This window comes from Pseudorhodobacter antarcticus, assembly GCF_900110135.1.
GTDB lineage: Bacteria > Pseudomonadota > Alphaproteobacteria > Rhodobacterales > Rhodobacteraceae > Pseudorhodobacter > Pseudorhodobacter antarcticus.
Map to the genome: position 1 here is coordinate 62,437 of NZ_FOCO01000002.1, position 23,754 is coordinate 86,190.

Consider the following 23,754-nt stretch of genomic DNA (forward strand, 5'->3'; position numbering starts at 1 on the left):
GGATTGGCTTCGGGTTAGGGTAACGAAATGCTGAAACCACTGGAAAGATCACAACCATGACTTTGCGCGATCGACTGCAAGCGGCGCTGAAAGATGCGATGCGGGCCAAAGAGGTGGAGCGGCTGTCGACGCTGCGCCTGATCAATGCGGCCATCAAAGACCGTGAGATTGCGCTGCGGGGCACCGGGGCGGAGGAAGTGGTATCGGAGGCGGAGATCACGGCGATCTTGTCCAAGATGGTGAAGCAGCGCCAAGAAAGCGCGCGAATTTACGAGGAAGGCGGGCGGTTGGAGCTGGCCGAAAAGGAATTGGCCGAAATCAAAGTGATTGAGGAATATTTGCCGCGCCAATTGGCGGGCGCAGAGGTGGATGCAGCGATTGCAGCGGCGATTGCGGCAGCGGGTGCGGCGTCCATCCGTGATATGGGCAAGGTGATGGCAGTGCTGAAGGCCAAGCACACCGGACAGATGGATTTTGGCGCGGTCGGGCCACGGGTGAAGGATATGTTAAATTGAGCGGTCGGATTGTTTTAGCGGCGGTGCTGGTGCTGTCGGGATGTGTGGCAAACAGCGTGGGGCAAGCGCTGTACCCCGGCGCGCAATCGTTTTCTTATGCGGCAGCGGCGACAGGTTCCACCAACACCTATGCTTGTGCGCCGACAGGGCCGGGTGGGGCGACCCCACAATTGCGCGCGCAGGCCATGCATCGGTTCTTTGAAACCGAAAGCGGCCGATTTGCCGATGCGCAGGTGGCGGAGATGATGAAAACCGCCGGCAGCGCGACCGAGGCGCAGATGCAGGCGGGCGGCGCGCGCCTGGATGCGGCGACGAATGCGTTTGCGGACCGGATGTTTAAAGAAGGCGACACGCGGTTTAAATGTGTTTTGGCTGCGACTGACAGCTGACGGTTTAGGCCGACAGGTTAGGCTGGCACGGTTTGCGCGTTGTGATCTCGCAGGGCTTGGCGCAATTCGCGGGCAAGGGTCACGCGTTCCTCCTCAGACAAAAACGCGCCCAGTTCCACCTCTCGGGGGCCGCCCGACAGGGTGATGTATTCCGGCACAGGCCCGCCCTTTGCGTGCAAATCGACGCGGACCCAATGGGGATTCGCCTCCCAAGTTTGTCGTTTGCCGTGGGGGCCTTGGCGGGTTAGGTGCAGTCGCGCACCGTCAAATGTTAGGGTTTCCAGAATATCGCCGTCGCGGTAATTGCGGTCCAACGCCCAATACATGCCGCCAATCGCAATGACAAAAAACGGCAGCAACCCCCACAGCACGGGCGACCCGAGAATGGCGAGCAGGGGCAGCGTGATCATAAGTGCTGTCACGCCGATAAACCCCACAAACCCGCGCTTTGGCAAGGATCGGTAGGGCCAAAGGTGCAGCGCCTTTGGTGCCTTTGCGGGCGTGTCGGTGGGGGTCCATTCATACGGCATGCCGGACAGATAGGGCGCGGATGGCAGGCTGGAAAGGGGAAATTATGACCAGCCGTTCAACAAAAGCCACCCCGGTGCCCAAGCGGTTGCGATGCCGCAAAACAAGGTGAACCACGCGGTGGCGCGCTGGATGGGGCGACCCAGCGCCAGCAGCAGAAAGTAAAGCAACCACAGCACCGCCCATGCCGCCCAACACAGGGCAATCCAATGGGCAAAAGGGGTGGTGGCCACGGCCCAAGTTTGCGCCGCGACAGGGGTGACAGTTATCGCCACAAACAAGCTGAACCAGCCAAGGCCGCGCCCGTCAAAACCGAAAATGCGGTTGGCCGCGACCCAGATATAGGTGGTGGAGAAAAGGAGGGTGAGGGCGGCAGCCTTTACCGATGCAAGGTTGGCATCCGCACCAAAGGCCAAAGCGCAGGCGACAGCCACGGTGATGGCTGCGGTGATAATATTGATCACCGCGATTTCGCGGTCACCAATCCGGCCCAGCATCCAGATGCCATTTAAGGACAAGACCGCACCGACGAAAAGAAAGGATAATCCGGTCAGCATGATGGGGTCTATGTGCAAGGATGCGCCTGCGCTTGTATAATCTGTGCGCAAGCCGCGCAATAGCTGCATTATTTTTAAGCAGTTTCTTGAATTTCGCGTAAATGCACGGCAGATCATATGCAAAAGGCCCCGGAAACTTCCGGGGCCTTTGTTCGTGTTAGGTCTGATGGGTTAGTGGGCGTGGCCCTTGTCCCAATCGGACTGTTTTGGCAACTGCTCGAACGTGTGTTCGGGCGGTGGGCTGGTCAGGGTCCATTCCAGCGTGTCTGCATATTCATTCCAGTAGTTGTTTTCGGTCACGCGTTTGCCAAAGCGCAGCGTGTAGATCACAATACCGATAAAGAAGATGAAGGACGCAAAGGACAGGAAGGCCCCAACGCTCGACCAATAGTTCCACTGGGCAAACGCCTCCGGGTAGTCGATGTAGCGGCGCGGCATGCCCTGACGGCCCAAGAAGTGCTGGGGGAAGAACGTCAGGTTGGAGCCGATGAACATCATCCAGAAGTGCAGTTTGCCTGCCCATTCCGGGTACTGACGCCCCGACATTTTGCCAATCCAGTAATAGACGCCCGCAAAGATCGCGAACACCGCGCCCAAGGACATCACATAGTGGAAGTGCGCCACGACGTAATAAGTGTCATGATACGCGCGGTCAATGCCAGCCTGCGACAGCACAATTCCGGTAACCCCGCCCACGGTGAACAGGAACAAGAACCCGAACGCCCAAAGCATGGGTGTTTTCATCTCAATCGAGCCGCCCCACATGGTGGCGATCCAGCTGAAGATTTTAACACCCGTTGGCACCGCGATAACCATGGTTGCCAGCATGAAGTAGGATTGCTGGGTCAGCGACATACCGACCGTGTACATGTGGTGCGCCCAGACGACAAAGCCCAGAACACCGATGGACACCATCGCGTAAACCATTGGCAAATAACCAAAGATCGGCTTGCGCGAGAAGGTTGCGATAACGTGGCTGATGATACCGAAACCGGGGATGATGATAATGTACACTTCTGGGTGGCCAAAGAACCACAAGATGTGCTGATACAAAATCGGGTCACCGCCGCCTGCCGGATCAAAGAAGGTGGTGCCAAAGTTACGGTCGGTCAGCAACATGGTGATTGCGCCCGCCAGAACCGGCAGCGCCAGCAAGATCATCCAAGAGGTGATGAAAATCGACCATGCGAACAACGGCACTTTGTGCAGGGTCATCCCCGGCGTGCGCATGTTCAGGAACGTGGTGATCATGTTGATTGCGCCCAAGATCGACGAGGCACCCGACAAGTGAACCGCGAAAATCGCAAGGTCCATCGAATACACGTCTTTGTTCTGGGTCGACAGGGGCGGGTAAAGAACCCAACCCACGCCCGCACCGTTTTGGCCTTCGCCACCCGGCACCAACAAGGACGCCACAGCAAGCGAGGTGCCCGCCACATACATCCAGTAGGACAGGTTGTTCATGCGCGGAAAGGCCATATCCGGCGCGCCGATTTGCAACGGCATGAAATAGTTGCCAAACCCGCCGAACAGCGCGGGGATCACGACGAAGAACATCATCAAGATGCCATGTGCGGTGATCATCACGTTCCAAAGGTGCCCGTTCGGGGTACAGACATCACCCGTGGCCGCGGCGGTAAAGCGCGCGCCTTCGAGGCACATGTATTGCACACCGGGGTGCATCAGTTCCATCCGCATATAAACGGTGAACATAACCGAAATCAGGCCAACAAGGCCGCCGGTGAACAGATACAGAATCCCGATATCTTTGTGATTGGTGGACATAAACCAGCGGGTGAAAAACCCGCGTTCGTCATGTTCGTGGCCATGAATGGCTGCGTCGGCCATGCCTGCCTCCCGCTTGAATTGATATTTCCGGCGCACGCAAATCAACAGATTCCCGCCGCCACTTGTACTGATGTTCTAGGATGCCCAAGGGGCCACGGCAATTGTAGACTTTGACGTAGATCCAGAAAAACTACGTCAAAGTCGCTATTTAGGGTGTCAGTTTGTCGCAGCCGATACGGAAACCAGATAGGCGGCGATATCTTCGACGCCTTTGGCCAGTTTGAACGACATTTTGGATTTGGCCCCGGAATCGCCCGTCACCTCAACCAAAAACTTTTTGGGATCAGCGGTGTAGGTGACAAGATTTGCCTCGTCCCAGACCAGACCTGCGGCACCAGCAGCCACCAGCGATTCGCCGTATTTGAAATCGGTGGTGCCTGCGGTGCGGCCAATCACGCCGTACAGGTTGGGCCCGGTTTTACCGCCGCGCACAATCACAGTGCCATCGGCCGCCACAACTTCGTGGCAGGATTTGCATTTGTTGAATTCTTTTTCGCCTTTTGCGGCATCGGCGGCAAAGGCGGGCGCGGCCAGAACGAGCAGGGCTGCGGCAATCATTGGCAGTTTCATAAAGCTATCCTTTTTGGACGGGTCTAACAATTTTCAGGCCTTTGTTTACCTTATTTTTCGCGCCCTTGCCAGTGGGCAACCTGTCGCGTTGACCCTGAGGGGGGCCGGGCTAACGCGCCCATCAGGATGGGGGGGCAAAGGCGGGCGCAAAGGCGTGGCGCAGGGCTGTGTCCACATCATTCATCGTCACGGGCAGGCCAAGGTCCACAAGGCTGGTGACGCCGTGATCTGTGATGCCGCAAGGCACGATGCCGGAAAAATGCGACAAATCAGGGTCCACATTGATGGAAATGCCGTGAAAACTGACCCAGCGGCGCAGTTTTACGCCAACGGCTGCGATTTTATCCTCGGCCGCTTGCCCATCCGGGCCAAGGCGGTCTGGGCGCGCCACCCAAACACCGACGCGGCCCGTGCGTCGTTCGCCGCACACGTTAAAATGGGCCAATGTGCCAATCACCCAGTTTTCCAGCGCGCAGACAAATTTGCGCACATCGCGGCCGCGTTTGTTCAAATCCAGCATCACATACACCACGCGCTGGCCGGGGCCGTGATAGGTATATTGCCCGCCGCGCCCGGCCACATGCACGGCAAAGCGGTCGGGATCGACCAGATCGGCGGCCTGCGCGCTGGTGCCTGCGGTGTAAAGGGGGGGGTGTTCCAGCAGCCAAATCGCCTCGGGTGCTGTGCCGGCGGCAATGTCGGCCACCCGCGCCTCCATCGCGGCCAAGGTTTCGACATAGGGCGCAAGCCCGTCAATCCAGCGCCATTCCACCCCGTCGATCATCTGATGTGCCGCGCTGTTCACGCCAAAATCCTTTACGCTTTGCCGTTGTGCAATCGTTAAAGGCTGGCCCACCCGGTTTCAAACGAAATCGGACCTACGGGCTGTTGGCCGCACCCCCTGCGGGTGGTGCAAAAAATCAGCTTGAGATCCCGCACAGCAATCGCTAAGACGCGTCCAGTCAAGGCTTGCGGTCGTGGCGGAATTGGTAGACGCGCAGCGTTGAGGTCGCTGTTCTTTAATCGGAGTGGGGGTTCGAGTCCCCCCGACCGCACCAGACTGTTTCCTGAAATATGGCCATCCCCTGAACATGGCAACCCGGCAGCGTTTTTTGACGCAGCGCGCTTTATTGCGGCGTCACAGTCACCGTTTTGCCAATCATCTGCGCCCAGTGTTCGGTTTCCATGAACGACACATCGCCCGCATCTTGACCCACCGCGATTATGGCTAGGCCTGATGCCATGCTCATCCCTGTCGCATCAATCAAATGCCATGCGCCGTCCAGCCAAACCTGCGCCACGGCATGAAAATCGGGCGGATCAACCGCCACGCCGTAAACAGAGGCATAGCGCGCCGGAATTCCTGCCGCCCGCGCCATGCAACACAGCACATGCGTGAAATCCCGGCAAACCCCAGCGCGCGCGGTGTAGGTGTCCATCGCCGTGGTTTCGCCGTTGGAACTGCCGGGCACATAGGCAATGGTCGCCGTTATCCAGCGCGCGATGGCTGCGATTTTCGCGCCCCCCGCCAGCGCACCAAACTGGTGTTCCGCAATGTCGCGGAACTGGTCCGATGGGCAATAGCGCGAGGGGTGCAGGTAGGGTGCAACATCATCGGGCAGCGCGTTTACGGGGCTAGCCGCAAGCGCGTCCCAAACCACATCAGGGCGGGTGATGTGCAGCATGGCGCGGTAGTGCAGATGAAACGATTGCCCCGGCACCCGAACCTGCAGGGGGGCCGATTGCGCGCGGTGCAGCGTGGCGTCTGTGATGTCCAGCGTGGCGTCCAGCACCGCTTGCCCATCGGTTTGCGCCGCCTCAATCATCAGCAAAACCACGTCATCGCGGCGAATCTGATAGTCCATGATAACATCGACGGCAAAGCGCATGTTTGGGGCCTGTTGTCAGGGGTGGGGCAGCGTATCGGGCGCCGATTGCAAGATCTGTGACGATCGCGGCGCGGGGCAAGAGCACTGGGTGTATCCCAGCCGATGGGCAGAAAGAAAGGGGTTAGTTTGGGGGGGCCGTGGGCCGTTACGGGCTTGATTGAAACCGCCGCGCCAAGCGGGTATTACCGGGCAAAAGCGGCGAAAGGGACCAGCCATGCAGATCAAAGTTCTGGACGCGCGAATTTTCGATTGGGGCCTGCCGCAGTATCAAAGCGCGGGGGCGGCGGGGGTGGATCTGTTTGCTTGCATGGATGCGCCTGTGCAAGTGCTGGCCCAAGCGCCTGCAATCTTGATCGCATCCGGGATAGCGTTGAATTTCGGTGATCTGGCGCTGGCGGGGCTGGTATTGCCACGTTCGGGGTTGGGGCATAAAAAGGGCTTGGTTTTGGGCAACAGCCTGGGCTTGATCGACCCCGATTACACGGGCGAGGTGTTGATCAGCCTGTGGAATCGCAACCCACCCGGGTCCGCACCCATCGACATTCGCCCGGGCGACCGCATTGCGCAATTGGTGTTTGTGCCCATTCTGCGCCCCGAATTTGAGGTGGTGCGCGCATTTTCACAGACCGGCGCGCGCGGGGCGGGTGGTTTTGGCTCCACCGGGGGCTAGGTGGTGGCGGGGCGTGCGTTGATTGATTTTGGGCCTAACGCCCTGCGCGGACCTGACGTTGGAAAGGTGGCTTTATGATCGGGATTATTGGCTTTGCCGCCTTGTATTTTGGCGCGCGGCGGTTGCCTGCGGGCACGGCCGTGGGGCTTGCCGCGATTTGGTGGGCGCTTTTGGCGTTCGTCCAATCGCCTTTGATTGTGCAGCCAAACCCGGTTGGCGGGCTGTTGGGTGGCAACCTGACCGGATGGTTGATTGTGGGGATGCTGGCGGTGCCTGTTGTGGGATACCGTCTGGGGCTGAAGGCGCTGCGCCGCCGTGTGGATGCCACGCCACCCCCGCCCGCGCCGCCGCGCACAGGGTTTGCAGCGGTGGAGCTGGAGCGTTACGCCCGCCACATCATGCTGCGCGAAATTGGCGGGCCGGGGCAGGGTCAGTTGCAAGCCGCGCGGGTTTTGGTGGTGGGCGCGGGGGGGCTTGGCAGCCCTGCGATGATGTATTTGGCGGCGTCTGGGGTCGGGCAAATCGGGGTGATTGACGCGGACGTGGTCGAAAATTCCAACCTGCAACGCCAAATCATTCACACGGACGACCGCATCGGCATGCCAAAGGTTCATTCGGCGGTGGCGGCGATGGGGGCGTTGAACCCCTTTATCACCTTGCGCGCTTATGATCGCCGTTTGGATGCCAGCACGGCGGCGCTGTTGGATGAATATGATCTGGTTTTGGACGGCACCGATAATTTCGACACCCGTTATTTGGTCAACCGGTTGTGCGTGGCGGCGGGCAAGCCGTTGATTGCCGCCGCGATCACCCAATGGGAAGGGCAGATTAGCCTGTATGACCCCGCGCGCGGCGGCCCGTGTTTCGAATGTGTGTTCCCCACCCGCCCGGCGGATGGTTTGGCCCCCAGTTGTGCTGAAGGGGGTGTGGCAGCGCCTTTACCTGGCGTGATGGGGGCGATGATGGCGATGGAGGCGGTGAAATATCTGACAGGGGCGGGGCAAGGGTTGCGCGGGCGCATCATGCTTTATGACGGGCTTTACGCCGAGGCGCGGGTGATCGCGGCCCCTGCGCGCGCAGGCTGTCCGGTGTGTGGTGCGCGGGCGCTGGACATTCCCGACGCGTCCGTTACTTTGCCCTGAAATTCCAGTCCCCGCCCCTTCCAACTTGTGGAGAATGATACGATGAAACTGACCTTTGCCCTTGGCCTTGTGGCCCTGCTTGCCGCCCCCGTTCATGCCGCCGATCTGCCCGATCTGGGTGGCAAGGCGATTGTTGTGGTGACCGAAAACGCCTATCCGCCGCTGCAATTTATGCGTGACGGTGTGGCGGTGGGTTGGGAATATGACGCGATGGCAGAAATCGCCAAACGCCTGAATATGACCGTGGGGTATGAGAATATCAGTTGGGATGCGATGATCCCCGCTGTGTCCGAAGGGCAGTTTGATTTGGGCATGACAGGCATCACCATCCGCGATGATCGCCGCGAAAAGGTTGATTTTTCCGCCCCCTACATGCGGTCCGAAATGGTCATGCTGGTGCGCGGTGATGAACAGCGGTTCACCGATGCCGCGAGTTTCGCCGCCAATGCCGATTTTCTGATGGCCGCCCAGCCCGGCACCACGCCGTTTTATGTCGGTGTGTACGAGGTGCTGGACGGGAATGAGGCGAACCCGCGCATCAAGATGTTTGAAACCTTCGGCGCAGGCGTGCAGGCGTTGCGCAACGGCGATGTGGATTTGGCGCTGACCGACAGCACCGGGGGTGCGGGCTATGTCGCGGCCAGCGAAGGCAAACTGAAGATCGTGGGCGATGTGCTGGGGGCAGAGGATTTTGGGTTCATCTTCCCCAAAGGGTCTGAATTGGTTGCGCCGATCAACGCAGCGATTGCCGCGATGCAGGCCGATGGCACGATGGACGCGCTGAACAGCAAATGGTTTGCGGCCTCGGGCGGCTGATGCTGCCTGCGCCTGACAGCAAGGATTTTCCCTATTGGCTGCTGATCCTGATTGGGGTCGGCGGCTATTTGTTTTGGGAGGTGCTGTCGGATGATTTGTATTCGCAGGTCCTGTCGACGCTGTCCAAAGGCATTTGGACCACCATAATGGTGACGGTGGTGGCGTTCACGTCTGCCGCCGTTTTGGGGTTGGTGCTGGCGGTGGCGGCGGGGTCGCGGTTTATGGTGCTGCGCCAAACCGCCCGGCTGTATACCGAAATTGTGCGCGGCGTGCCGATCATTGTGTTGCTTTTGTATGTCGCCTTCGTGCTGGCCCCTGCCATGGTCGCGCTGTGGAATTGGGCCACAGCGCCCTTGGGGTTTGACCCCATCCGCAACCGCGATTTTCCTTTGCTGTGGCGCGCGGTGATCGCCCTGACCATCGCCTATTCCGCCTTTTTGGCAGAGGTGTTTCGCGCAGGCCTTGCATCGGTCGACAAAGGCCAGACCGAGGCGGCCCAAGCGCTGGGCCTGTCGCGCTGGCACACCTTCCGGCTGGTGGTGTTTCCGCAAGGGTTTCGCGTGATTTTGCCACCTTTGGGCAATGATTTCATCGCGATGGTGAAAGACAGCAGTTTGGTATCGGTGCTGGGCGTGATCGATATCACCCAATTGGGCAAGGTCACGGCGGCAGGCAATTTTAAGTATTTTGAAACGTATAATGTCGTGGCGCTGGTGTATTTGACCATGACGATCACCCTGTCCATCGCGCTACGCCAGTTGGAAAAAGGGCTGCGCCAAAGGCAGGAACGTTAATCCTCTAGCAGCAAATACAGCGCCAGAATGGTCATGGCGATGCCCGCCAAAACACCCAAAGGCGGCACCCCGCGCCCCAAGGCGATTTCCCATAAAATCACCCAACAGGGCGTCAGGTAAGTATAGGCCATCACTTTGGCTGCGGGCAGGCGCATTGTGGCATATTGCATCAACACAAATGTCGCCGCACTGGCCGCAATCGCCACATAGGCCAGCGTTACCCACACAATCGCAGGCATCGCGCGCCAATCGGTGGCCCAAATCGCGGGCCAAGACCACAGCACCAACAGCAATGCCCCCGCCACCATAACGCCAAAACTGAACACCACCGCAGGTTCGCCCCGGTTCAACTTGCGCACCATTGGCGCATACAGCGCATGAGCGGCGCAGCCCCAGAAATACACCCATTCGCCACGCCCGATATGGGTGTTCAACACGGCGTGCCAATCCGCGCGAAAAATCACCCAGGCGGCCCCTGCGGCCCCAATGGTCAGCGCCAGCGCCATGCGCGGCGTGGTGATTTGGCGCAGCAAGACCCAGCCAAACCCAGCCGCCATAACAGGTGTCAGCGTGAAAACGGCGGCGGCCGATACGGGGGCGGCGGTTTTCAACCCTTCAAACATGAACACAAAATACAAAGCCAGCAACAGCCCCAGCACCAGATACCGCCACGGCGCGTCAAACGCGCTGCGCTTTATCCCAGTGGTCGCCATTGCGGCCACCCCCACGATCAACCCTGCAAGGATAAACCGCAACGTGGTCAAGGCGGCGGGGTCCACAAATGGGGCGGCCATTGCACCCAGTGAGAATGAGCCTGCAACCAAAGCGGAAAACGCCAGCATGGCAAGGTGCCCGCGCCTGCTGTCGCGCCCCGCAAAGGTTACAGCTTTTGCCATTCGATCGCGGCCCCTTTAAGATGGGCCAAAAACCGTTGCACCTTTAGGGTGCGGTGCAAATCCACATGCGTCACCAGCCACAGGTTTGCGGCCCATTCCGGGCGGGGTGGCATCACCTCAATCAGCTCGGGCATCGCAAGGGCCGCAATGCGGGATACAAACCCAAGGCCAGCGCCCGCGCGAATGGCATCATAAATTGGCGCAGGTTCGGTGGCGCGAAAGCTAAGCGCCTCGGGCGGCACCATACCGCGCAACCAGTGATAAAACGGCGCGCGGTTGTCCATATTGTCGCTGACAACAAAGCGGTGCGCGGCCAAATCCGCATCCGTTTTGGGCAGGCCATGTGCGGCGGCATAGGCGGGGGAGGCGTAAAGCGCGTGGTGCAGCACCATGAACGGTTGCACCACATAATCGGGTTCCGACGGGGCGGTGCCTGCGCGCAAGGCCACATGCGCCTCGCCGTAATCCAGCCGGAACAGGCGCTGGCCTGTCAAAAACCGCAAGGTCAGGCCGGGGTAATCCGCCTGAAAGCTGACCATCGCCGCCGTCAACTGTGGGCTGATTTCCGCGATAGAGGTGACAACCAATTCCCCCGTCACGGTTTCGCCATGGCCGCGAATCCGGTTGGCCAGTTGCGCAAATTGATCCTCGGTCGATTGGGCAACGGTCAGCAAATCGCGCCCCGCCTCGGTCGCCGTATAGCCGCGCGCATGGCGCTGAAACAGCTTTTCCCCAAGGCGTTTTTCAAGGCTGTCGATGTGGCGAATGACGGTGGCATGATGCACGGCCAACACCTCGGCGGCCCCAGATACAGTGCCCATGCGGGCCACTTGATAAGCTGTTTTGATTTCGTCCCAATTGTCCACACACACACCTATCTTACCTACTTGGTGGCAGGCTAAAGCTATTCACCGAAAGGTTGAATGGGATTTTTGCACAATTGTTTTCAACTGTGGCCGCAATACGCGGTTAACCGCAGGCGGGGCGGGGCGGGGCGGGGCTTGACTCTGGCTGCCGTGCGGCATAACCCACATCCAATTCCCGGAAGTATGATGCTTCCGGTCCCTAGGCTTTTGCCGGGATCGCCATCCGTCAGCGCGTTGCGCCCACGGGTGCTGCCTTGCATTGGTTTTTTCGCCGCTGGTTGATATACCAGTATTTTGCATCAGCCCACGGAGGCAGCCCATGTTCGAGAACCTATCAGAACGTCTTGGCGGTGTCTTTGACCGGCTGACCAAGCAAGGCGCGTTGTCGGACGCCGATATTGACACCGCCCTGCGCGAAGTGCGTGTGGCGCTGCTGGAGGCGGACGTTTCCCTGCCCGTGGCGCGCGATTTCGTAAAACGGGTGGCGGCAAAGGCGGCGGGCCAGCAAGTCACCAAATCGGTCACACCGGGCCAGCAGGTTGTGAAAATTGTCCATGATGAGCTGATTAAGATTCTGGCAGGCGACGGCGAACCCGAGCCGTTGAAAATTGACAATCCACCCGCGACGATTTTGATGGTCGGTTTGCAAGGGTCGGGCAAAACCACAACCACTGCGAAACTGGCCAAACGGTTCAAGGACCGGATGGGCAAGCGCGTGCTGCTGGCGTCGCTGGACACCAACCGCCCCGCCGCTATGGAACAGTTGGCGATTTTGGCGGGCCAAGTCGGCGTCGACAGCTTGCCGATCGTCAAAGGTGAAACGGCGGTTCAAATCGCCAAGCGCGCCAAAATCCAAGCGTCGATGGGCGGCTATGACATCGTGTTCTTGGACACGGCGGGCCGGTTGCACATCGACCAGATGTTGATGGACGAAATTCAAGCGGTGCGTGATATCGCCGAGCCGCGTGAAACGCTGTTGGTGGTCGATGGTTTGACCGGCCAAGACGCCGTGAACGTGGCGACAGAATTTGACGGCAAAGTTGGCGTGACGGGCGTTGTCTTGACCCGGATGGACGGTGACGGGCGCGGTGGCGCGGCCCTGTCGATGCGCGCAGTCACAGGCAAACCCATCCGTTTCGTCGGCATGGGCGAAAAGATGGACGCGCTTGAGACGTTTGAGGCAGAGCGTGTTGCCGGCCGCATCCTGGGCATGGGCGACATTGTGGCGCTGGTAGAGCGCGCCCAAGAAACGTTTGAGGCGGAAGTCGCCGAACGTATGGCCAAACGGTTTGCCAAAGGGTTGTTCAACATGAACGATCTGAAAGGCCAGCTGGAACAGATGATGAAAATGGGCGGCATGCAGGGCCTGATGGGCATGATGCCGGGCATGGGCAAAATGGCCAAGCAGGCGGAGGCGGCTGGGTTTGATGACATGATGCTGCGCCGCCAAGTGGCGCTGATCAACTCAATGACCAAACGCGAACGCGCCAACCCCGATTTGCTGGCGGCATCCCGCAAAAAGCGGATTGCGGCGGGCGCGGGGCTTGAGGTGCAAGAGCTGAACCGTTTGCTGAAACAGCACAAGCAAATGGCCGATATGATGAAAAAGATGGGCAAAGGCGGCGGTATGAAAGCCGCGATCAAGCAAATGCTGGGTGGCAAAGGGATGCCAGACCTATCCGGCATGACGCCCGAACAGATGGAAGAAGCGGCGCGCGGCCTAAAGCAAGGCATGGGTATGGGGCGCGGTGGTTTTCCGGGGATGGGCGGCGGCGGCATGACCTTGCCCGCGGGCCTGTCCGGCCTGATGAAAAAGAAATGAGCGCAGATCATGAATGACGTCACCCGCGCGGCCGAAGTGCTGAAAGACCACCGCGACAGCATTGATCGGCTGGACGCAATTCTGGTTTACACGCTTGCCGAACGGTTCAAACAAACCCAAGCGGTGGGCAAGTTGAAGGCCGAACACAACCTGCCCGCATCCGACCCCAGCCGCGAAGGCCGCCAGATTGAACGGCTGGAATGGCTGTCCAAAGAGGCCGATTTGGACCCAGAATTTGCCAAGAAATTCCTGACCTTCATCATTTCCGAAGTGATCAGGCATCACGAACAACTGCAGAAATAACCAAAAGGGGCGGTGGGTTACACCCACCCTACCCATAAAACCCGAAGGAGACTACACCATGTCCATGAAAATCCGTTTGGCCCGTGGCGGCTCTAAAAAGCGCCCCCACTATTCAATCGTTGCCACCGACAGCCGTATGCCACGCGATGGCCGTTTCTTGGAAAAGCTGGGCACGTATAACCCGCTGCTGGCCAAAGACTCCGAAGATCGCGTAAAGATGAACGCCGAGCGCGTGCAGTATTGGTTGAGCCAAGGCGCACAGCCCACCGACCGCGTGGCGCGCTTTCTGGAATCCGCTGGCCTGCGCGAAAAGAAGGTCCGCAACAACCCAAAAGCAGCCGTTCCCGGCAAGCGCATGACAGAATTGACCGCCAAGAAAGCCGCACGCAACGCCGCCCCGGCGGAAGCTGTGGCAGCCGAAGCAACCGCAGAATAAGCGGCGACCAGCCCCGTGCAAGGTCAGTATGGCCCGGCGTTTCGGGCCGAATTGCTGGATCTGATGCGGTGGCGGCGCGATGTGCGCCGCTTTCGCACGGATGCGATTGAGGCAGCGGTTTTGGACCGCTGCCTCTGTGCGTTTGGGCTGGCCCCGTCTGTGGGCCTGTCCGAACCTTGGCGCGTGATCCATGTTGAAACGGCCGCCGCCCGCGCTGCCGCCGTTGCCAATTTTGAGGCGGCAAACGCCGAAGCCTTGGCTGGCTATGATACACAAAAAGCCAATCTTTACGCAGGCCTGAAACTGTCGGGCATGCGCGAGGCCCCTGTGCATTTGGCCGTCTATTGCGACGATGCCACCGCCAAAGGGGCGGGTCTTGGCGCGCAGTCCATGCCCGAAACCCGCGCCTATTCCGTGGTGGGCGCGATCACGTTGTTTTGGCTGGCCGCGCGTGCCGAAGGGCTGGGGATTGGCTGGGTGTCCATCCTTGACCCTGTGCAATTGTCGCGCGATCTGGATGTGCCGGACACATGGCGCTTGATCGGATATCTGTGTGTTGGCTGGCCGGAGGCCGAAACACAAACCCCTGAATTGGAACGCGCGGGTTGGGAACAACGCAACCCCGCCTTGTTTACGGAGCGGCGATAATGACCAAACCAGACCCCAAAAACCAGCTATGTGTGGGCGCGATTTCCGGATCATACGGGGTGCGCGGTGAGGTGCGGCTGAAAAGCTTTTGCGCCGAACCCACTGCAATCGCCGAATATGGCCCCCTGTATTCCGAGGATGGCACGCGCAGTTTCAAGGTCACGCTGATACGCCCCGTGGCGGGCGGCCTTGGCGCGCGCATCGCGGGTGTTGACACCAAAGAACAGGCGGATGCGTTGAAAGGCATCACCTTGTTCGTGTCGCGCGATAAATTCCCGTCCTTGCCCGATGATGAATATTACCACGCCGATTTGATCGGGCTGGAGGTGCGTGACACGGGTGGCGTGATGCTGGGCAAGGTGACGGCGGTCCACAACCACGGGGCGGGCGATTTGCTGGAAGTTGGGGTGGCAGGGGCCACGTCGATTTTGCTGCCTTTTACCATGGCCACGGTGCCAACGGTCGATCTGGGCGCAGGCCGCATCGTTGTGGATCCGCCAGAGGGGCTGGACTAACGCAGCAAGGCTGGTAAAATTAACGCTAACAGATGGGGACAGGTTGGTGGCCAAAACGTCGCGGGTGGTAAAGGGTGCAAATGCCCTGCTGTATTTCGGCCCGCTTTTGGCCGGATTGGGTGGCTTTGGGTGGTCCGTGGTTCCGGTGTTTGCCATTATCTTTATGCTGTGGCTGGTGGTGATGCGCCCGCAGGATTTTCCGCGCCGCTGGTCTGACTGGCTGCGCGCCGCCCCGCTGGTGGCGGTGGCCGCGCGCACGGCGGTGCAACTGCTGCTGGTTTTGATGTGCTTTGGCATTGGGCGCGGCCTTGGCGGCGTGATGAACGCCATGCCACCCTTGCCCATGATGCTGCCGATTTCCCTGTCTTTGCTGGCGATTCCTTTGGCGCGTCTGGTGTGGGACCCGTGGCACGTGGAGGCGTTGGACGAAAAACTGCAAGCCGCACTGACCAAGGTAGAAGGGGGCGTGGGCGGTGATCGCGCCTATGCCGATGCGGTGTTGACCCCGCTGTTGGGCCTGCCCGACACCACAAGCGAGGCGGTGCTGGATCACCACCTGTCCGCCCTGCGCGCGCTGGTGGATGAAACGATGACGTTTTCGGTGTTGCTGGACCGGGTCGCGGCAGGGGGTGCGCCGGGGGCGGGGCGGCGGGCGTTGATGGTCATGGCGTCGGATGGTGCTGCGCTGGACCGGATGGGGATTACAAACGCGCCGGGCCGCGCGATGCAGGCCTTGGGCGCGGACCCAGAGCTGATTTCACGCATGGCCGAACGGTTGACCCATGCGCTGCGCCAAGACCCCGATATTTGGCCCGATTGCCCGTCTGTTGCCTATCTGGAAGGGTTGGCGGCCCTGTTGCCCGGCGCGGCCCCCGCCATCACAGCGTTGGAGGCCGAAATTGTGGCCCAAGCGCCGCAAACGTGACGCGCCTTTCCCTAACGGCGCAAACCGGGTAAGGCCCGTCCATGACCGATGAAACCGCCCCCCCGTCAAAATCGCATGGCCGCATTGCCGTGCAGGCCAGTGTTAAACCGCGCGACCTGATGGGCGATGTGCGCATTGTGGGCGCATGGCGGGCCAAGGTAATCACCCTGTTTCCCGATGCGTTTCCGGGCGTTCTAGGTCTTTCCTTAACGGGCAAAGCGTTGGATATGGGCCTGTGGACGCTGGAAACCATTGATTTGCGCAGTTACGGGCAAGGCCGACACAAAAATGTCGATGACACGCCTGCGGGCGGCGGTGCGGGCATGGTGTTGCGTGCCGATGTGGTGGGCGCAGCGCTGGACGCGGCGGCAGATGGCACGCCGGGACGCGCCGATTGGCCCGTGATCTACCTGTCCCCCCGTGGAAAACCGTTCGATCAATCCATGGCGCGCCGCTGGTCGCAGGCCAAAGGCATCACCATGCTGTGCGGCCGGTTCGAAGGCGTGGATGAACGCGTTTTGCACCATTACGGGGTGGAGGAAGTGTCTTTGGGCGATTTCGTCCTGACGGGCGGCGAGATTGCAGCAACGGCCTTGCTAGATGCGACCGTGCGGCTTATACCCCACGTGCTTGGGAATCAAACGTCCACCGAGGAAGAAAGCTTTTCGGACGGGCTGTTGGAATTTCCCCAGTTTACGAAACCTGCCGTTTGGATGGGGCTGGCGATACCGGAAATACTTCAATCCGGGCATCACAGCAAAATCACCGACTGGCGGCAGGCAATGGCCGAAAGGCTGACAAAGGAACGCAGGCCTGATCTCTGGCGGGCTTACTGTGCATCGCACGGTAGGGACCCGGTTGAAGACCAAGAGCAATAGGGCAGCATCACCATTACGGGCAAACCGTAAGCATATGAAAGGACCAGGTATGAACCTGCTCGCAATCCTAGAGGCGGAACAAATCGCCGCATTGGGAAAAACTATCCCGGACTTCAAAGCCGGCGACACGATCAAAGTCGGTTACAAAGTGACCGAAGGCACGCGTTCGCGCGTTCAGAATTATGAGGGTGTCTGCATCTCTCGGCGTGGTGGCGCCACTTTGGCCGCCTCGTTCACCGTGAGGAAAATCTCGTTTGGTGAAGGCGTGGAACGTGTGTTCCCACTGTATTCCACCAACATCGACAGCATCGAAGTTGTGCGTCGTGGCCGTGTGCGCCGCGCCAAACTGTATTATCTGCGCGATCGTCGCGGCAAATCTGCCCGCATCGTCGAAGATACCAACTACAAACCCCTTAAGGTCAAAGGAGCGGAAGCATGAGAGACGGTATTCACCCCGATTATCACATGATCAACGTCAAGATGACCGATGGCACCATCTTCCAGACCTTCACGACCTGGGGCAAAGAGGGCGATCAGATGTCGTTGGATATTGACCCGCTGGCACACCCTGCATGGACTGGCGGCAACTCCAAGTTGATGGATACCGGCGGCCGCGTGTCCAAGTTCAAGAACAAGTACGCTGGCTTGGGCTTCTAATCCTAACCGGTTGTTTTTCGAAAGAAACGCCGCCCCGCAACGGGCGGCGTTTTTTATGGTATCCCCGCAGATGTGCGATTTTGATAAATCGCTGGACCGTCGGCTGTTGTTTCCCCGGTCGCACTTGTCGGCTAAGGTTTGAAAACCCCTAAAAGGGGCTTCCCCTTTTGGCGCAGGATTGTCATTACACAAGGGCAAGGCCCCAAACCGAAAGCGGAACCAAAATGGCGCATATCATCGTTGTCGGGAATGAAAAGGGCGGGTCGGGCAAATCCACCACCTCGATGCACGTGGCCACGGCGTTGGTGCGCATGGGGCACCGCGTGGGCGGGCTGGACCTTGACCTGCGCCAACGCAGTTTTGGCCGCTATATCGAAAACCGCTTGGCCTATTTGGCGCGGGTGGGGCTGGACCTGCCAACCCCAGATTACCGCGTCTTGCCCGAAATTGCGCCCGAGGCGCTGGCCCCCGGTGAAAACCCCTATGACGCCCGGCTGTCTGCTGCTGTGGCGGCGCTGGAACCGGTTTCCGATTTCATCATCATCGATTGCCCCGGGTCGCACACGCGCCTCAGCCAAGTGGCGCACAGCTTGGCCGATACGCTGATCACGCCGCTGAACGACAGTTTCATCGACTTTGATTTGTTGGCGCGGGTTGATGCCGAAACCGGGAAGGTCATCGGCCCGTCGATCTATTCCGAAATGGTGTGGCAAGCGCGGCAGTTGCGCGCGCAAGCCGGGTTAAAGCCGATTGACTGGATTGTGGTGCGCAACCGCCTTGGCGCGCAGCAAATGCACAACAAGAAAAAGGTCGGTGCCGCGCTGGAGGATTTGTCGCGCCGCATCGGGTTTCGCGTCGCCCCCGGATTTTCCGAACGCGTTATTTTCCGCGAATTGTTTCCGCGCGGCCTGACCCTGCTGGACCTAAAGGACACAGGCGTCGATCAGTTGAACATGTCCAACCTTGCCGCGCGGCAGGAATTGCGCGATTTGATAATGGAACTCAAACTGCCCGGCGTGACGGCAGCATTCTGAACAACATGAACAAGAGCGGCTGCGTACCGATCTGTGGGTCAAGGCGCAGCAAACGGTTGATAAAGCTGTATGTTGTCAGGGCCTTGCGGCGCGAAAATGTCATGTCAGATACGCCTCAGCAAATCGTTGATGGAACCAAATTGCCCGCCAATCACGGCAAGATTGCGGCGGATCAACGCGGCTGATGCGCCAACTGCCGCCAGTTTGATCTAAATGCGCGCGGGTTGCGCAGCGCCGTCGCAGGCGCCGTCGTCCCCCTCATCCGCGTCCAATTCGGCCACTAAAAACCGTTCAAACGCGTCCAGATTGATCGGTTCAAACTGCCCAAACCCTTGCATCCACACAGATGCGGCCCGCAGCGCGTCGGGTTCCAGCTTGCACCAATTCACCCGCCCCCGCTTTTCTTGGCTAATCAACCCAGCATCCGCCAACGCTTGCAGATGCTTGGAAATCGCCGCCAGCGACATCGCAAACGGGGCGGCGACATCGGTCACGGCCATATCATCCTCCAGCAACATCGACAGGATGGCGCGGCGGGTCGGATCGGCAAGGGCCGCAAAGGTGGCGTTCAACGCGTTGGTCATGGGGCTGTTGTGCAATGGCGGTGGCGTATCGTCAACCATTTGGTTGAATATGCCGGGGCAGGGGCGTGCGCCGCACCCGCATGCCGCACCCGCCGTAACCCGAAAATATACAGGCAAATTCAATTGCTTGCCTTGCGACGTTCCTGCGGCGATGGCTGCTTGACTCGCCGCCTTTTGCTGCATAAACAGCCTCAACCGATGAAGGGCGTCCAAAGTGATGACGGAAGAACCCGATACCGCGCGGCTTGCGGCCCTAGAGGCCCGGATCGCATCGGTAAAAGGCAAAGCCGCCAAAACCAGCCCGGGCAGCGGCAAGGTATTCTCACAGGGTGAGGTGGCTTGGAGGATGGTGATCGAACTGGTATCCGGCTTGTTGCTGGGTCTGTCGATCGGGTTTGGTCTGGACTTTTTGTTCGGCACGCAGCCCATCTTTCTGGTGATCTTCGTTCTGCTCGGGTTTGTCGCAGGCGTGCGGACGATGATGAAAACTGCGCAAACCTTGCAGGCAGGCCCAAACAAACAACCGGCGACAGCGCCGATCAAGGACGAGGGCGATAATGGCTGAAGGCGACGCAACCGGTTTCGTGATCAAGCCGATGGACCAGTTCATCGTTAAACCGCTGTTTGGCGGTGACCATATCGCGTGGTACACGGTGACCAACGTGACCTTGTGGATGGCGATTGCAGTTGTGACCATCGCCGCGCTGTTCATGCTGGGCACCCGCCGCCGCGCGATTGTTCCCAGCCGCAGCCAGTCTGTTGCCGAACTGATCTACGGTTTTGTACACAATATGGTAGAGGAGGTGACGGGCCATGAAGGCGTCAAATACTTCCCCTATGTGCTGACCCTGTTCTTGTTCATCCTGTTTTCCAACTTGTTAGGCCTGCTGCCCGGCTCGTTCACCACCACCAGCCACGTTGCCGTGACCGTGGTGCTGGCGATGATGGTGTTCGTTGGCGTCACCGTGCTTGGTTTTGTCAAACACGGCATCGGGTTTCTCGGCATGTTCTGGGTCACCTCGGCCCCCTTGATCATCCGCCCCATTCTGGCTGTGATCGAAATTATTTCGTACTTCGTTCGCCCCGTCTCCCACTCCATTCGTTTGGCAGGGAACTTGATGGCGGGTCACGCTGTGATCAAAGTGATCGCAGGGTTTGCAACCTTGGTGGTTGCCTCGCCGATCGTGATCGGTGCTGTGACCGCGATTTATGCGCTCGAAGTGCTTGTGGCCTGCGTGCAGGCCTACGTCTTTACCATCCTGACCTGCGTGTATCTGCGCGACGCCGTTGGCGACGGGCATCACTAAGGTCTTAATTCCAAACCACTAATTCCATAAGGAGCAAAAGCTATGGAAGGCGATATCGCAGAAATGGGTAAATACATCGGCGCAGGTCTGGCAGCTTTCGGGCTTGGCGGCGCAGGTATTGGCGTGGGCAACATTGCAGGGAACTTCCTTGCAGGGGCGCTGCGTAACCCTTCGGCCGCAGCTGGCCAAACCGCAACACTGTTCGTCGGCATCGCATTTGCCGAAGCCCTCGGGATCTTCTCGTTCCTGATCGCTTTGCTGTTGATGTTCGCGGTCTGATCCACGCGTTCTGACCTTTCGGCCGGATGGGGTTCTCCTGTCCGGCCAAGTCTTTGGGATGCTGGAGAAACGACATGTCGACTGAAGCTGTTGATGCGACAGCGGCTGCCCACGGTGCAACTGCCACTGTGAAAATGCCGCAACTTGATATTTCGACATTTGATAACCAGATTTTTTGGCTTCTGGTGGCATTGGTCGCAATTTACATGATCGTAACCCGCGTGGCTGTGCCACGGATAGGGGCGGTTTTGGCTGAACGGCGGGGCACGATCACCAATGATCTGGCCGCAGCTGAGGAGTTGAAGCTGAAAGCGGTCGAGGCGGAAACCGCCTACAATAAAGCGCTGGCCACCGCCCGCGCAGAGGCTGCAAAAATCGTCGCCGCTGCAAAAGCAGATATTGAGGCCGATCTGGCCAAAGCATCCGCCAAAGCTGACGCACAGATTGAAGCGAAAACCGTTGTTTCCGAACAGCGCATCGCTGACATTCGGGCAGGTGCGATGGAAAGTGTATCCGAAGTCGCCAATGACACCGCCAAGGAATTGGTGGCCGTTCTGGGTGGCAAGGCCGATGCAAAGGCCATCACCGCCGCCGTAACCGCAAGAATGAAAGGGTAACGCCATGAAAAAGCTCATCCTTTTGGCCATAATCGCAGCCACTCCAGCTGCGGCGGCAACAGGCCCGTTCTTTTCCCTCGCCAACACAAACTTTGTGGTTTCGCTGGGGTTCTTGCTGTTCCTTGCGATCCTTTTGAAATTCGGCGTTCCCGGCATCATCACCGGAATGTTGGACAAACGCGCCGCTCAAATCAAAGCTGATCTGGACGAAGCGCGCGCGCTGCGCGAGGAGGCCAAAGCGATTTTGGCCAGCTACGAGCGTAAGAAAAAAGAAGTGCAAGAACAGGCGGATCGCATTGTCTCCTCCGCCAAGGAGGAGGCAGCTGCCGCCGCCGAACAGGCCAAGATCGACCTTGCCGCCTCCATCGCGCGCCGTTTGGCCAGCGCTGAAGAACGCATCGCATCGGCCGAAGCTGGGGCTGTGCGGGCCGTTCGCGAACATGCTGTCACCGTGGCAATCGCTGCGGCGGCCGATGTGTTGGCAAAGCAAGTGACCGCAGTTTCGGCCGCCGCGTCCATTGACGCAGCGATCAAGCAGGTCGGTGCCAAACTGCACTAACCCCTTGCGACAATACCAAAAAACCCGGCCTTGGTGCCGGGTTTTTTTATGTCCAAACCTTACCGCTGCATTTCGTGGTCCAGCCGTTGGCGCGCAATCGCCTCATGCTTTTCCGCCTTCAATTGTTCCGCCAGCGCCACCTCGACAAAATCCAGATGGGTGTTCACCGCCCTGCGCGCCGCCACCGGGTCCCGCGCCAGCAATGCATCACAAATAGCGCGATGTTGTTCCAGCAAAGCGCTGCGGGTGGTGCGGTTGCGAAACATCATGGTGCGGTTGTAAAACACCCCCTGTTTCAGCAAATCATACATCGACCGCATCATGTGCAGCATAATCACATTATGGCTCGCCTCAATGATCGCCATGTGAAAACCCGCATCCAGCTCCGCCTCCTCCGCCGATGCGCGGCGGCTGTGTGCGGCTTCCATCTTGGTGTAAATCGCTGAAATCACTGCCAAATCGGTGTCAGATGCCAGCCGTGCGGCGCGCTCTGCTGCCAACCCTTCCATGTCGCGGCGAAAGGCAAGGTAGTCAAACACCGCCTCCTCATGCTGCGAAAACAGGGTGATCAGTGCGTCTGAAAACGCCGACCCCAACACCTCGGCCACAAACACGCCAGACCCGGGGCGGCTGTCCAACAGGCCTCGCGTTTGCAAATCGGCAATCGCATCGCGCAGGCTGGGCCGCGACACGCCCATCCGCTCTGCCAATTCACGCTCCGCAGGCAGGCGGTCGCCGGGGCGCAGGATGCCGCGCAAAATCAACTGCTCAATTTGGCGCACCACGGCTGTGGACAGCTTTTCAGTGTGGACAGGTTCAAATGGCATATCGGGCCTCACGCACGGGGATTGGTCAAATCTTAAGACCAAATCCCCCCATCCTCAAGCCGGAACCGCGCATATGCAAAAGGGCGGGGAAATCCCCGCCCTTTCGTCCTCCATCACCGATATATCAGTTCGGGCGGATGATGATTTCCACGCGGCGGTTTTGCGCGCGGCCCTGCTCGTTCAGGTTCGACGCGACCGGCTGGTCCTCGCCCCGGCCAATCGCCACAATCCGGCCACCCGGCACACCATTTGCTTGCAACACCGATGCAACAGCCCCCGCGCGCCGCTGCGACAGGTCTTGGTTATAGGCCGCAGCCCCGGTGTTGTCGGTGTGACCGACCACTTGCACGGTGGTGTTGGGATAGTTCATCAAGCTGCGCGCCACAGCCTGCATATCTTGGTTCAAATCGCCGCGCAGCGTGGCGCTGTCGGTGGCGAACAAAATATCTTGCGGCAGGTTCACAATCAGCGAATTGCCCGTGTTGGTGATGCTGACGCGGTCATTACCAATCGAATTGCGCAATTCGGCCGCTTGCGCGTCCAGCGACGACCCGATGGCCCCACCGATCAACGCGCCAACGCCCGCCCCAAGCGCCGCTTTGGCCAGTTTGTTATCGCCATTGGAATTGGCCCCCAACGCGCCCCCAATCAGCGCGCCCGCAACAGCGCCCGTCTGGGTGCGGCGGTTTTCTTCGGTCGCTTGCGGCACAACGCAGCCCGCCAAAGTGAACGCGCCCAAAGTCAGCATCAGTGCAGATGTTTTCATCATAATCAATTTCTCGCCTCGCAGGGGTGACCCATTATCAGGGACTGTGCCCACGCATACACCGTTCCGCCGCCCCCTGCATATGGTTGCGTGGCCCGTTCGGCGGAAATTGGCCAA

At 59.4% G+C, this 23,754-nt stretch carries 32 protein-coding genes and 1 tRNA gene; 22 read left to right on the plus strand and 11 right to left on the minus strand.

Going from position 1 to position 23,754, the window contains the following annotated elements:
- The first annotated feature begins 56 nt into the window (after positions 1-56).
- Both BMY36_RS01285 and BMY36_RS01290 read left to right on the plus strand, forming a co-directional pair.
- Complete coding sequence (locus tag BMY36_RS01285; protein ID WP_050518782.1) at positions 57-515, plus strand: GatB/YqeY domain-containing protein; 459 nt, start codon at positions 57-59, stop codon at positions 513-515.
- Complete coding sequence (locus BMY36_RS01290; protein ID WP_050518781.1) at positions 512-904, plus strand: hypothetical protein; 393 nt, start codon at positions 512-514, stop codon at positions 902-904. Before BMY36_RS01285 ends, BMY36_RS01290 begins: the two co-directional genes overlap by 4 nt.
- 17 nt (positions 905-921) lie before the next feature.
- Here the strand turns inward: BMY36_RS01290 and BMY36_RS01295 are convergent, their stop codons facing one another.
- From BMY36_RS01295 to lipB, 5 genes are all read right to left on the minus strand, one after another.
- Positions 922-1,434 (minus strand): DUF2244 domain-containing protein, encoded by a 513-nt coding sequence (locus BMY36_RS01295; protein ID WP_050518780.1) that lies wholly within the window; start codon positions 1,432-1,434, stop codon positions 922-924.
- Between the two features lie 42 nt (positions 1,435-1,476).
- Entirely contained in the window at positions 1,477-1,989 is a 513-nt protein-coding gene (locus BMY36_RS01300) for an AmiS/UreI family transporter (protein WP_050518841.1), read from the minus strand.
- 171 nt (positions 1,990-2,160) lie between these two features.
- Complete coding sequence (ctaD, locus tag BMY36_RS01305; RefSeq protein WP_050518779.1) at positions 2,161-3,837, minus strand: cytochrome c oxidase subunit I; 1,677 nt, start codon at positions 3,835-3,837, stop codon at positions 2,161-2,163.
- 156 nt (positions 3,838-3,993) lie between these two features.
- Positions 3,994-4,407, minus strand: a complete 414-nt coding sequence (locus tag BMY36_RS01310) for a c-type cytochrome (protein WP_050518778.1) — start codon at positions 4,405-4,407, stop codon at positions 3,994-3,996.
- Between the two features lie 121 nt (positions 4,408-4,528).
- Complete coding sequence (lipB, locus tag BMY36_RS01315) at positions 4,529-5,188, minus strand: lipoyl(octanoyl) transferase LipB (protein WP_139193903.1); 660 nt, start codon at positions 5,186-5,188, stop codon at positions 4,529-4,531.
- Positions 5,189-5,378: 190 nt separating this feature from the next.
- Here lipB and BMY36_RS01320 point away from each other — a divergent pair.
- Positions 5,379-5,465, plus strand: a tRNA-Leu gene (locus BMY36_RS01320).
- Between the two features lie 69 nt (positions 5,466-5,534).
- On the opposite strand, the gene BMY36_RS01325 is transcribed toward BMY36_RS01320, so the two are convergent.
- Complete coding sequence (locus BMY36_RS01325; protein ID WP_244888650.1) at positions 5,535-6,272, minus strand: transglutaminase-like domain-containing protein; 738 nt, start codon at positions 6,270-6,272, stop codon at positions 5,535-5,537.
- 238 nt (positions 6,273-6,510) lie between these two features.
- Between BMY36_RS01325 and dut the strand changes: the two genes are divergently transcribed.
- The 4 genes from dut (at position 6,511) to BMY36_RS01345 (ending at position 9,718) form a co-directional block, all read left to right on the plus strand.
- On the plus strand, positions 6,511-6,966 hold the full coding sequence (dut, locus tag BMY36_RS01330) for a dUTP diphosphatase (RefSeq protein ID WP_050518776.1): 456 nt from the start codon (positions 6,511-6,513) through the stop codon (positions 6,964-6,966).
- Positions 6,967-7,040: 74 nt separating this feature from the next.
- Positions 7,041-8,108, plus strand: a complete 1,068-nt coding sequence (locus BMY36_RS01335; RefSeq protein ID WP_050518775.1) for a HesA/MoeB/ThiF family protein — start codon at positions 7,041-7,043, stop codon at positions 8,106-8,108.
- A gap of 42 nt (positions 8,109-8,150) precedes the next feature.
- Positions 8,151-8,924, plus strand: coding sequence for a transporter substrate-binding domain-containing protein (locus BMY36_RS01340; RefSeq protein WP_050518774.1), 774 nt, complete (start codon positions 8,151-8,153; stop codon positions 8,922-8,924).
- Entirely contained in the window at positions 8,924-9,718 is a 795-nt protein-coding gene (locus tag BMY36_RS01345) for an amino acid ABC transporter permease (RefSeq protein ID WP_050518773.1), read from the plus strand. The genes BMY36_RS01340 and BMY36_RS01345 overlap by 1 nt, the downstream gene beginning before the upstream one ends.
- Here BMY36_RS01345 and BMY36_RS01350 read toward each other — a convergent pair.
- Positions 9,715-10,614 carry a DMT family transporter gene (locus BMY36_RS01350; protein WP_050518772.1) on the minus strand — a complete coding sequence of 300 codons (900 nt, stop codon included), beginning with the start codon at positions 10,612-10,614 and terminating at the stop codon, positions 9,715-9,717. The two genes, BMY36_RS01345 and BMY36_RS01350, sit on opposite strands and share 4 nt — an antisense overlap.
- Entirely contained in the window at positions 10,599-11,480 is an 882-nt protein-coding gene (locus BMY36_RS01355) for a LysR family transcriptional regulator (protein WP_050518839.1), read from the minus strand. Before BMY36_RS01355 ends, BMY36_RS01350 begins: the two co-directional genes overlap by 16 nt.
- Positions 11,481-11,799: 319 nt before the next feature.
- Here BMY36_RS01355 and ffh point away from each other — a divergent pair, with 319 nt between their 5' ends.
- The 10 genes from ffh (at position 11,800) to BMY36_RS01405 (ending at position 18,698) form a co-directional block, all read left to right on the plus strand.
- A complete protein-coding gene (gene ffh / locus BMY36_RS01360) occupies positions 11,800-13,302 on the plus strand; it encodes a signal recognition particle protein (RefSeq protein WP_050518771.1) in 1,503 nt (500 codons plus the stop codon).
- A 9-nt stretch (positions 13,303-13,311) separates the two neighbouring features.
- Positions 13,312-13,605, plus strand: coding sequence for a chorismate mutase (locus tag BMY36_RS01365; RefSeq protein WP_139193897.1), 294 nt, complete (start codon positions 13,312-13,314; stop codon positions 13,603-13,605).
- A gap of 58 nt (positions 13,606-13,663) precedes the next feature.
- Complete coding sequence (gene rpsP / locus BMY36_RS01370) at positions 13,664-14,041, plus strand: 30S ribosomal protein S16 (RefSeq protein ID WP_050518769.1); 378 nt, start codon at positions 13,664-13,666, stop codon at positions 14,039-14,041.
- A gap of 15 nt (positions 14,042-14,056) precedes the next feature.
- Positions 14,057-14,689 carry a 5,6-dimethylbenzimidazole synthase gene (gene bluB, locus BMY36_RS01375; RefSeq protein WP_074818360.1) on the plus strand — a complete coding sequence of 211 codons (633 nt, stop codon included), beginning with the start codon at positions 14,057-14,059 and terminating at the stop codon, positions 14,687-14,689.
- Positions 14,689-15,204: a ribosome maturation factor RimM gene (gene rimM / locus BMY36_RS01380; RefSeq protein ID WP_050518768.1), complete on the plus strand. Its 516-nt coding sequence runs from the start codon at positions 14,689-14,691 to the stop codon at positions 15,202-15,204. Before bluB ends, rimM begins: the two co-directional genes overlap by 1 nt.
- Before the next feature lie 46 nt (positions 15,205-15,250).
- Positions 15,251-16,129 carry a hypothetical protein gene (locus tag BMY36_RS01385; RefSeq protein WP_139193898.1) on the plus strand — a complete coding sequence of 293 codons (879 nt, stop codon included), beginning with the start codon at positions 15,251-15,253 and terminating at the stop codon, positions 16,127-16,129.
- A gap of 41 nt (positions 16,130-16,170) precedes the next feature.
- A complete protein-coding gene (trmD, locus tag BMY36_RS01390) occupies positions 16,171-17,007 on the plus strand; it encodes a tRNA (guanosine(37)-N1)-methyltransferase TrmD (RefSeq protein ID WP_082224771.1) in 837 nt (278 codons plus the stop codon).
- Positions 17,008-17,056: 49 nt separating this feature from the next.
- Positions 17,057-17,446, plus strand: coding sequence for a 50S ribosomal protein L19 (gene rplS / locus BMY36_RS01395; protein ID WP_050518766.1), 390 nt, complete (start codon positions 17,057-17,059; stop codon positions 17,444-17,446).
- Complete coding sequence (gene rpmE, locus BMY36_RS01400) at positions 17,443-17,664, plus strand: 50S ribosomal protein L31 (RefSeq protein WP_050518765.1); 222 nt, start codon at positions 17,443-17,445, stop codon at positions 17,662-17,664. Before rplS ends, rpmE begins: the two co-directional genes overlap by 4 nt.
- Positions 17,665-17,888: 224 nt before the next feature.
- Positions 17,889-18,698, plus strand: a complete 810-nt coding sequence (locus BMY36_RS01405) for a division plane positioning ATPase MipZ (protein WP_050518764.1) — start codon at positions 17,889-17,891, stop codon at positions 18,696-18,698.
- A gap of 209 nt (positions 18,699-18,907) precedes the next feature.
- Here the strand turns inward: BMY36_RS01405 and BMY36_RS01410 are convergent, their stop codons facing one another.
- Positions 18,908-19,282, minus strand: coding sequence for an ArsR/SmtB family transcription factor (locus BMY36_RS01410; protein WP_050518763.1), 375 nt, complete (start codon positions 19,280-19,282; stop codon positions 18,908-18,910).
- A 217-nt stretch (positions 19,283-19,499) separates the two neighbouring features.
- Between BMY36_RS01410 and BMY36_RS01415 the strand changes: the two genes are divergently transcribed.
- From BMY36_RS01415 to BMY36_RS01435, 5 genes are all read left to right on the plus strand, one after another.
- Positions 19,500-19,847: an AtpZ/AtpI family protein gene (locus tag BMY36_RS01415; RefSeq protein WP_050518762.1), complete on the plus strand. Its 348-nt coding sequence runs from the start codon at positions 19,500-19,502 to the stop codon at positions 19,845-19,847.
- Positions 19,840-20,589, plus strand: a complete 750-nt coding sequence (locus BMY36_RS01420; protein WP_050518761.1) for a F0F1 ATP synthase subunit A — start codon at positions 19,840-19,842, stop codon at positions 20,587-20,589. The genes BMY36_RS01415 and BMY36_RS01420 overlap by 8 nt, the downstream gene beginning before the upstream one ends.
- A gap of 42 nt (positions 20,590-20,631) precedes the next feature.
- Complete coding sequence (locus tag BMY36_RS01425; RefSeq protein ID WP_050518760.1) at positions 20,632-20,868, plus strand: F0F1 ATP synthase subunit C; 237 nt, start codon at positions 20,632-20,634, stop codon at positions 20,866-20,868.
- 74 nt (positions 20,869-20,942) lie between these two features.
- On the plus strand, positions 20,943-21,485 hold the full coding sequence (locus tag BMY36_RS01430; protein WP_050518759.1) for a F0F1 ATP synthase subunit B': 543 nt from the start codon (positions 20,943-20,945) through the stop codon (positions 21,483-21,485).
- Between the two features lie 4 nt (positions 21,486-21,489).
- Entirely contained in the window at positions 21,490-22,044 is a 555-nt protein-coding gene (locus BMY36_RS01435; protein WP_050518758.1) for a F0F1 ATP synthase subunit B, read from the plus strand.
- Between the two features lie 59 nt (positions 22,045-22,103).
- Here the strand turns inward: BMY36_RS01435 and BMY36_RS01440 are convergent, their stop codons facing one another.
- Together BMY36_RS01440 and BMY36_RS01445 are read right to left on the minus strand one after the other, a co-directional pair.
- Entirely contained in the window at positions 22,104-22,871 is a 768-nt protein-coding gene (locus tag BMY36_RS01440) for a FadR/GntR family transcriptional regulator (protein ID WP_050518757.1), read from the minus strand.
- A gap of 124 nt (positions 22,872-22,995) precedes the next feature.
- The gene (locus tag BMY36_RS01445) at positions 22,996-23,640 is read right to left on the minus strand and encodes a YiaD family glycine zipper/OmpA-like lipoprotein (RefSeq protein WP_139193900.1); all 645 of its coding nucleotides are present in this window, start codon (positions 23,638-23,640) and stop codon (positions 22,996-22,998) included.
- Between the last annotated feature and the right edge of the window lie 114 nt (positions 23,641-23,754).

Coding starts and splice junctions, on each gene's coding strand:
- BMY36_RS01285 (WP_050518782.1), top strand. CDS start 57: ATGACTTTGCGCGATCGACTGCAAGCGGCGCTGAAAGATGCGATGCGG.
- BMY36_RS01295 (WP_050518780.1), bottom strand. CDS start 1,434: ATGCCGTATGAATGGACCCCCACCGACACGCCCGCAAAGGCACCAAAG.
- BMY36_RS01300 (WP_050518841.1), bottom strand. CDS start 1,989: ATGCTGACCGGATTATCCTTTCTTTTCGTCGGTGCGGTCTTGTCCTTA.
- ctaD (WP_050518779.1), bottom strand. CDS start 3,837: ATGGCCGACGCAGCCATTCATGGCCACGAACATGACGAACGCGGGTTT.
- BMY36_RS01310 (WP_050518778.1), bottom strand. CDS start 4,407: ATGAAACTGCCAATGATTGCCGCAGCCCTGCTCGTTCTGGCCGCGCCC.
- BMY36_RS01325 (WP_244888650.1), bottom strand. CDS start 6,272: ATGGACTATCAGATTCGCCGCGATGACGTGGTTTTGCTGATGATTGAG.
- dut (WP_050518776.1), top strand. CDS start 6,511: ATGCAGATCAAAGTTCTGGACGCGCGAATTTTCGATTGGGGCCTGCCG.
- BMY36_RS01335 (WP_050518775.1), top strand. CDS start 7,041: ATGATCGGGATTATTGGCTTTGCCGCCTTGTATTTTGGCGCGCGGCGG.
- BMY36_RS01340 (WP_050518774.1), top strand. CDS start 8,151: ATGAAACTGACCTTTGCCCTTGGCCTTGTGGCCCTGCTTGCCGCCCCC.
- BMY36_RS01345 (WP_050518773.1), top strand. CDS start 8,924: ATGCTGCCTGCGCCTGACAGCAAGGATTTTCCCTATTGGCTGCTGATC.
- BMY36_RS01350 (WP_050518772.1), bottom strand. CDS start 10,614: ATGGCAAAAGCTGTAACCTTTGCGGGGCGCGACAGCAGGCGCGGGCAC.
- ffh (WP_050518771.1), top strand. CDS start 11,800: ATGTTCGAGAACCTATCAGAACGTCTTGGCGGTGTCTTTGACCGGCTG.
- BMY36_RS01365 (WP_139193897.1), top strand. CDS start 13,312: ATGAATGACGTCACCCGCGCGGCCGAAGTGCTGAAAGACCACCGCGAC.
- rpsP (WP_050518769.1), top strand. CDS start 13,664: ATGTCCATGAAAATCCGTTTGGCCCGTGGCGGCTCTAAAAAGCGCCCC.
- rimM (WP_050518768.1), top strand. CDS start 14,689: ATGACCAAACCAGACCCCAAAAACCAGCTATGTGTGGGCGCGATTTCC.
- trmD (WP_082224771.1), top strand. CDS start 16,171: ATGACCGATGAAACCGCCCCCCCGTCAAAATCGCATGGCCGCATTGCC.
- rplS (WP_050518766.1), top strand. CDS start 17,057: ATGAACCTGCTCGCAATCCTAGAGGCGGAACAAATCGCCGCATTGGGA.
- rpmE (WP_050518765.1), top strand. CDS start 17,443: ATGAGAGACGGTATTCACCCCGATTATCACATGATCAACGTCAAGATG.
- BMY36_RS01405 (WP_050518764.1), top strand. CDS start 17,889: ATGGCGCATATCATCGTTGTCGGGAATGAAAAGGGCGGGTCGGGCAAA.
- BMY36_RS01410 (WP_050518763.1), bottom strand. CDS start 19,282: ATGACCAACGCGTTGAACGCCACCTTTGCGGCCCTTGCCGATCCGACC.
- BMY36_RS01415 (WP_050518762.1), top strand. CDS start 19,500: ATGACGGAAGAACCCGATACCGCGCGGCTTGCGGCCCTAGAGGCCCGG.
- BMY36_RS01420 (WP_050518761.1), top strand. CDS start 19,840: ATGGCTGAAGGCGACGCAACCGGTTTCGTGATCAAGCCGATGGACCAG.
- BMY36_RS01425 (WP_050518760.1), top strand. CDS start 20,632: ATGGAAGGCGATATCGCAGAAATGGGTAAATACATCGGCGCAGGTCTG.
- BMY36_RS01430 (WP_050518759.1), top strand. CDS start 20,943: ATGTCGACTGAAGCTGTTGATGCGACAGCGGCTGCCCACGGTGCAACT.
- BMY36_RS01435 (WP_050518758.1), top strand. CDS start 21,490: ATGAAAAAGCTCATCCTTTTGGCCATAATCGCAGCCACTCCAGCTGCG.
- BMY36_RS01440 (WP_050518757.1), bottom strand. CDS start 22,871: ATGCCATTTGAACCTGTCCACACTGAAAAGCTGTCCACAGCCGTGGTG.
- BMY36_RS01445 (WP_139193900.1), bottom strand. CDS start 23,640: ATGATGAAAACATCTGCACTGATGCTGACTTTGGGCGCGTTCACTTTG.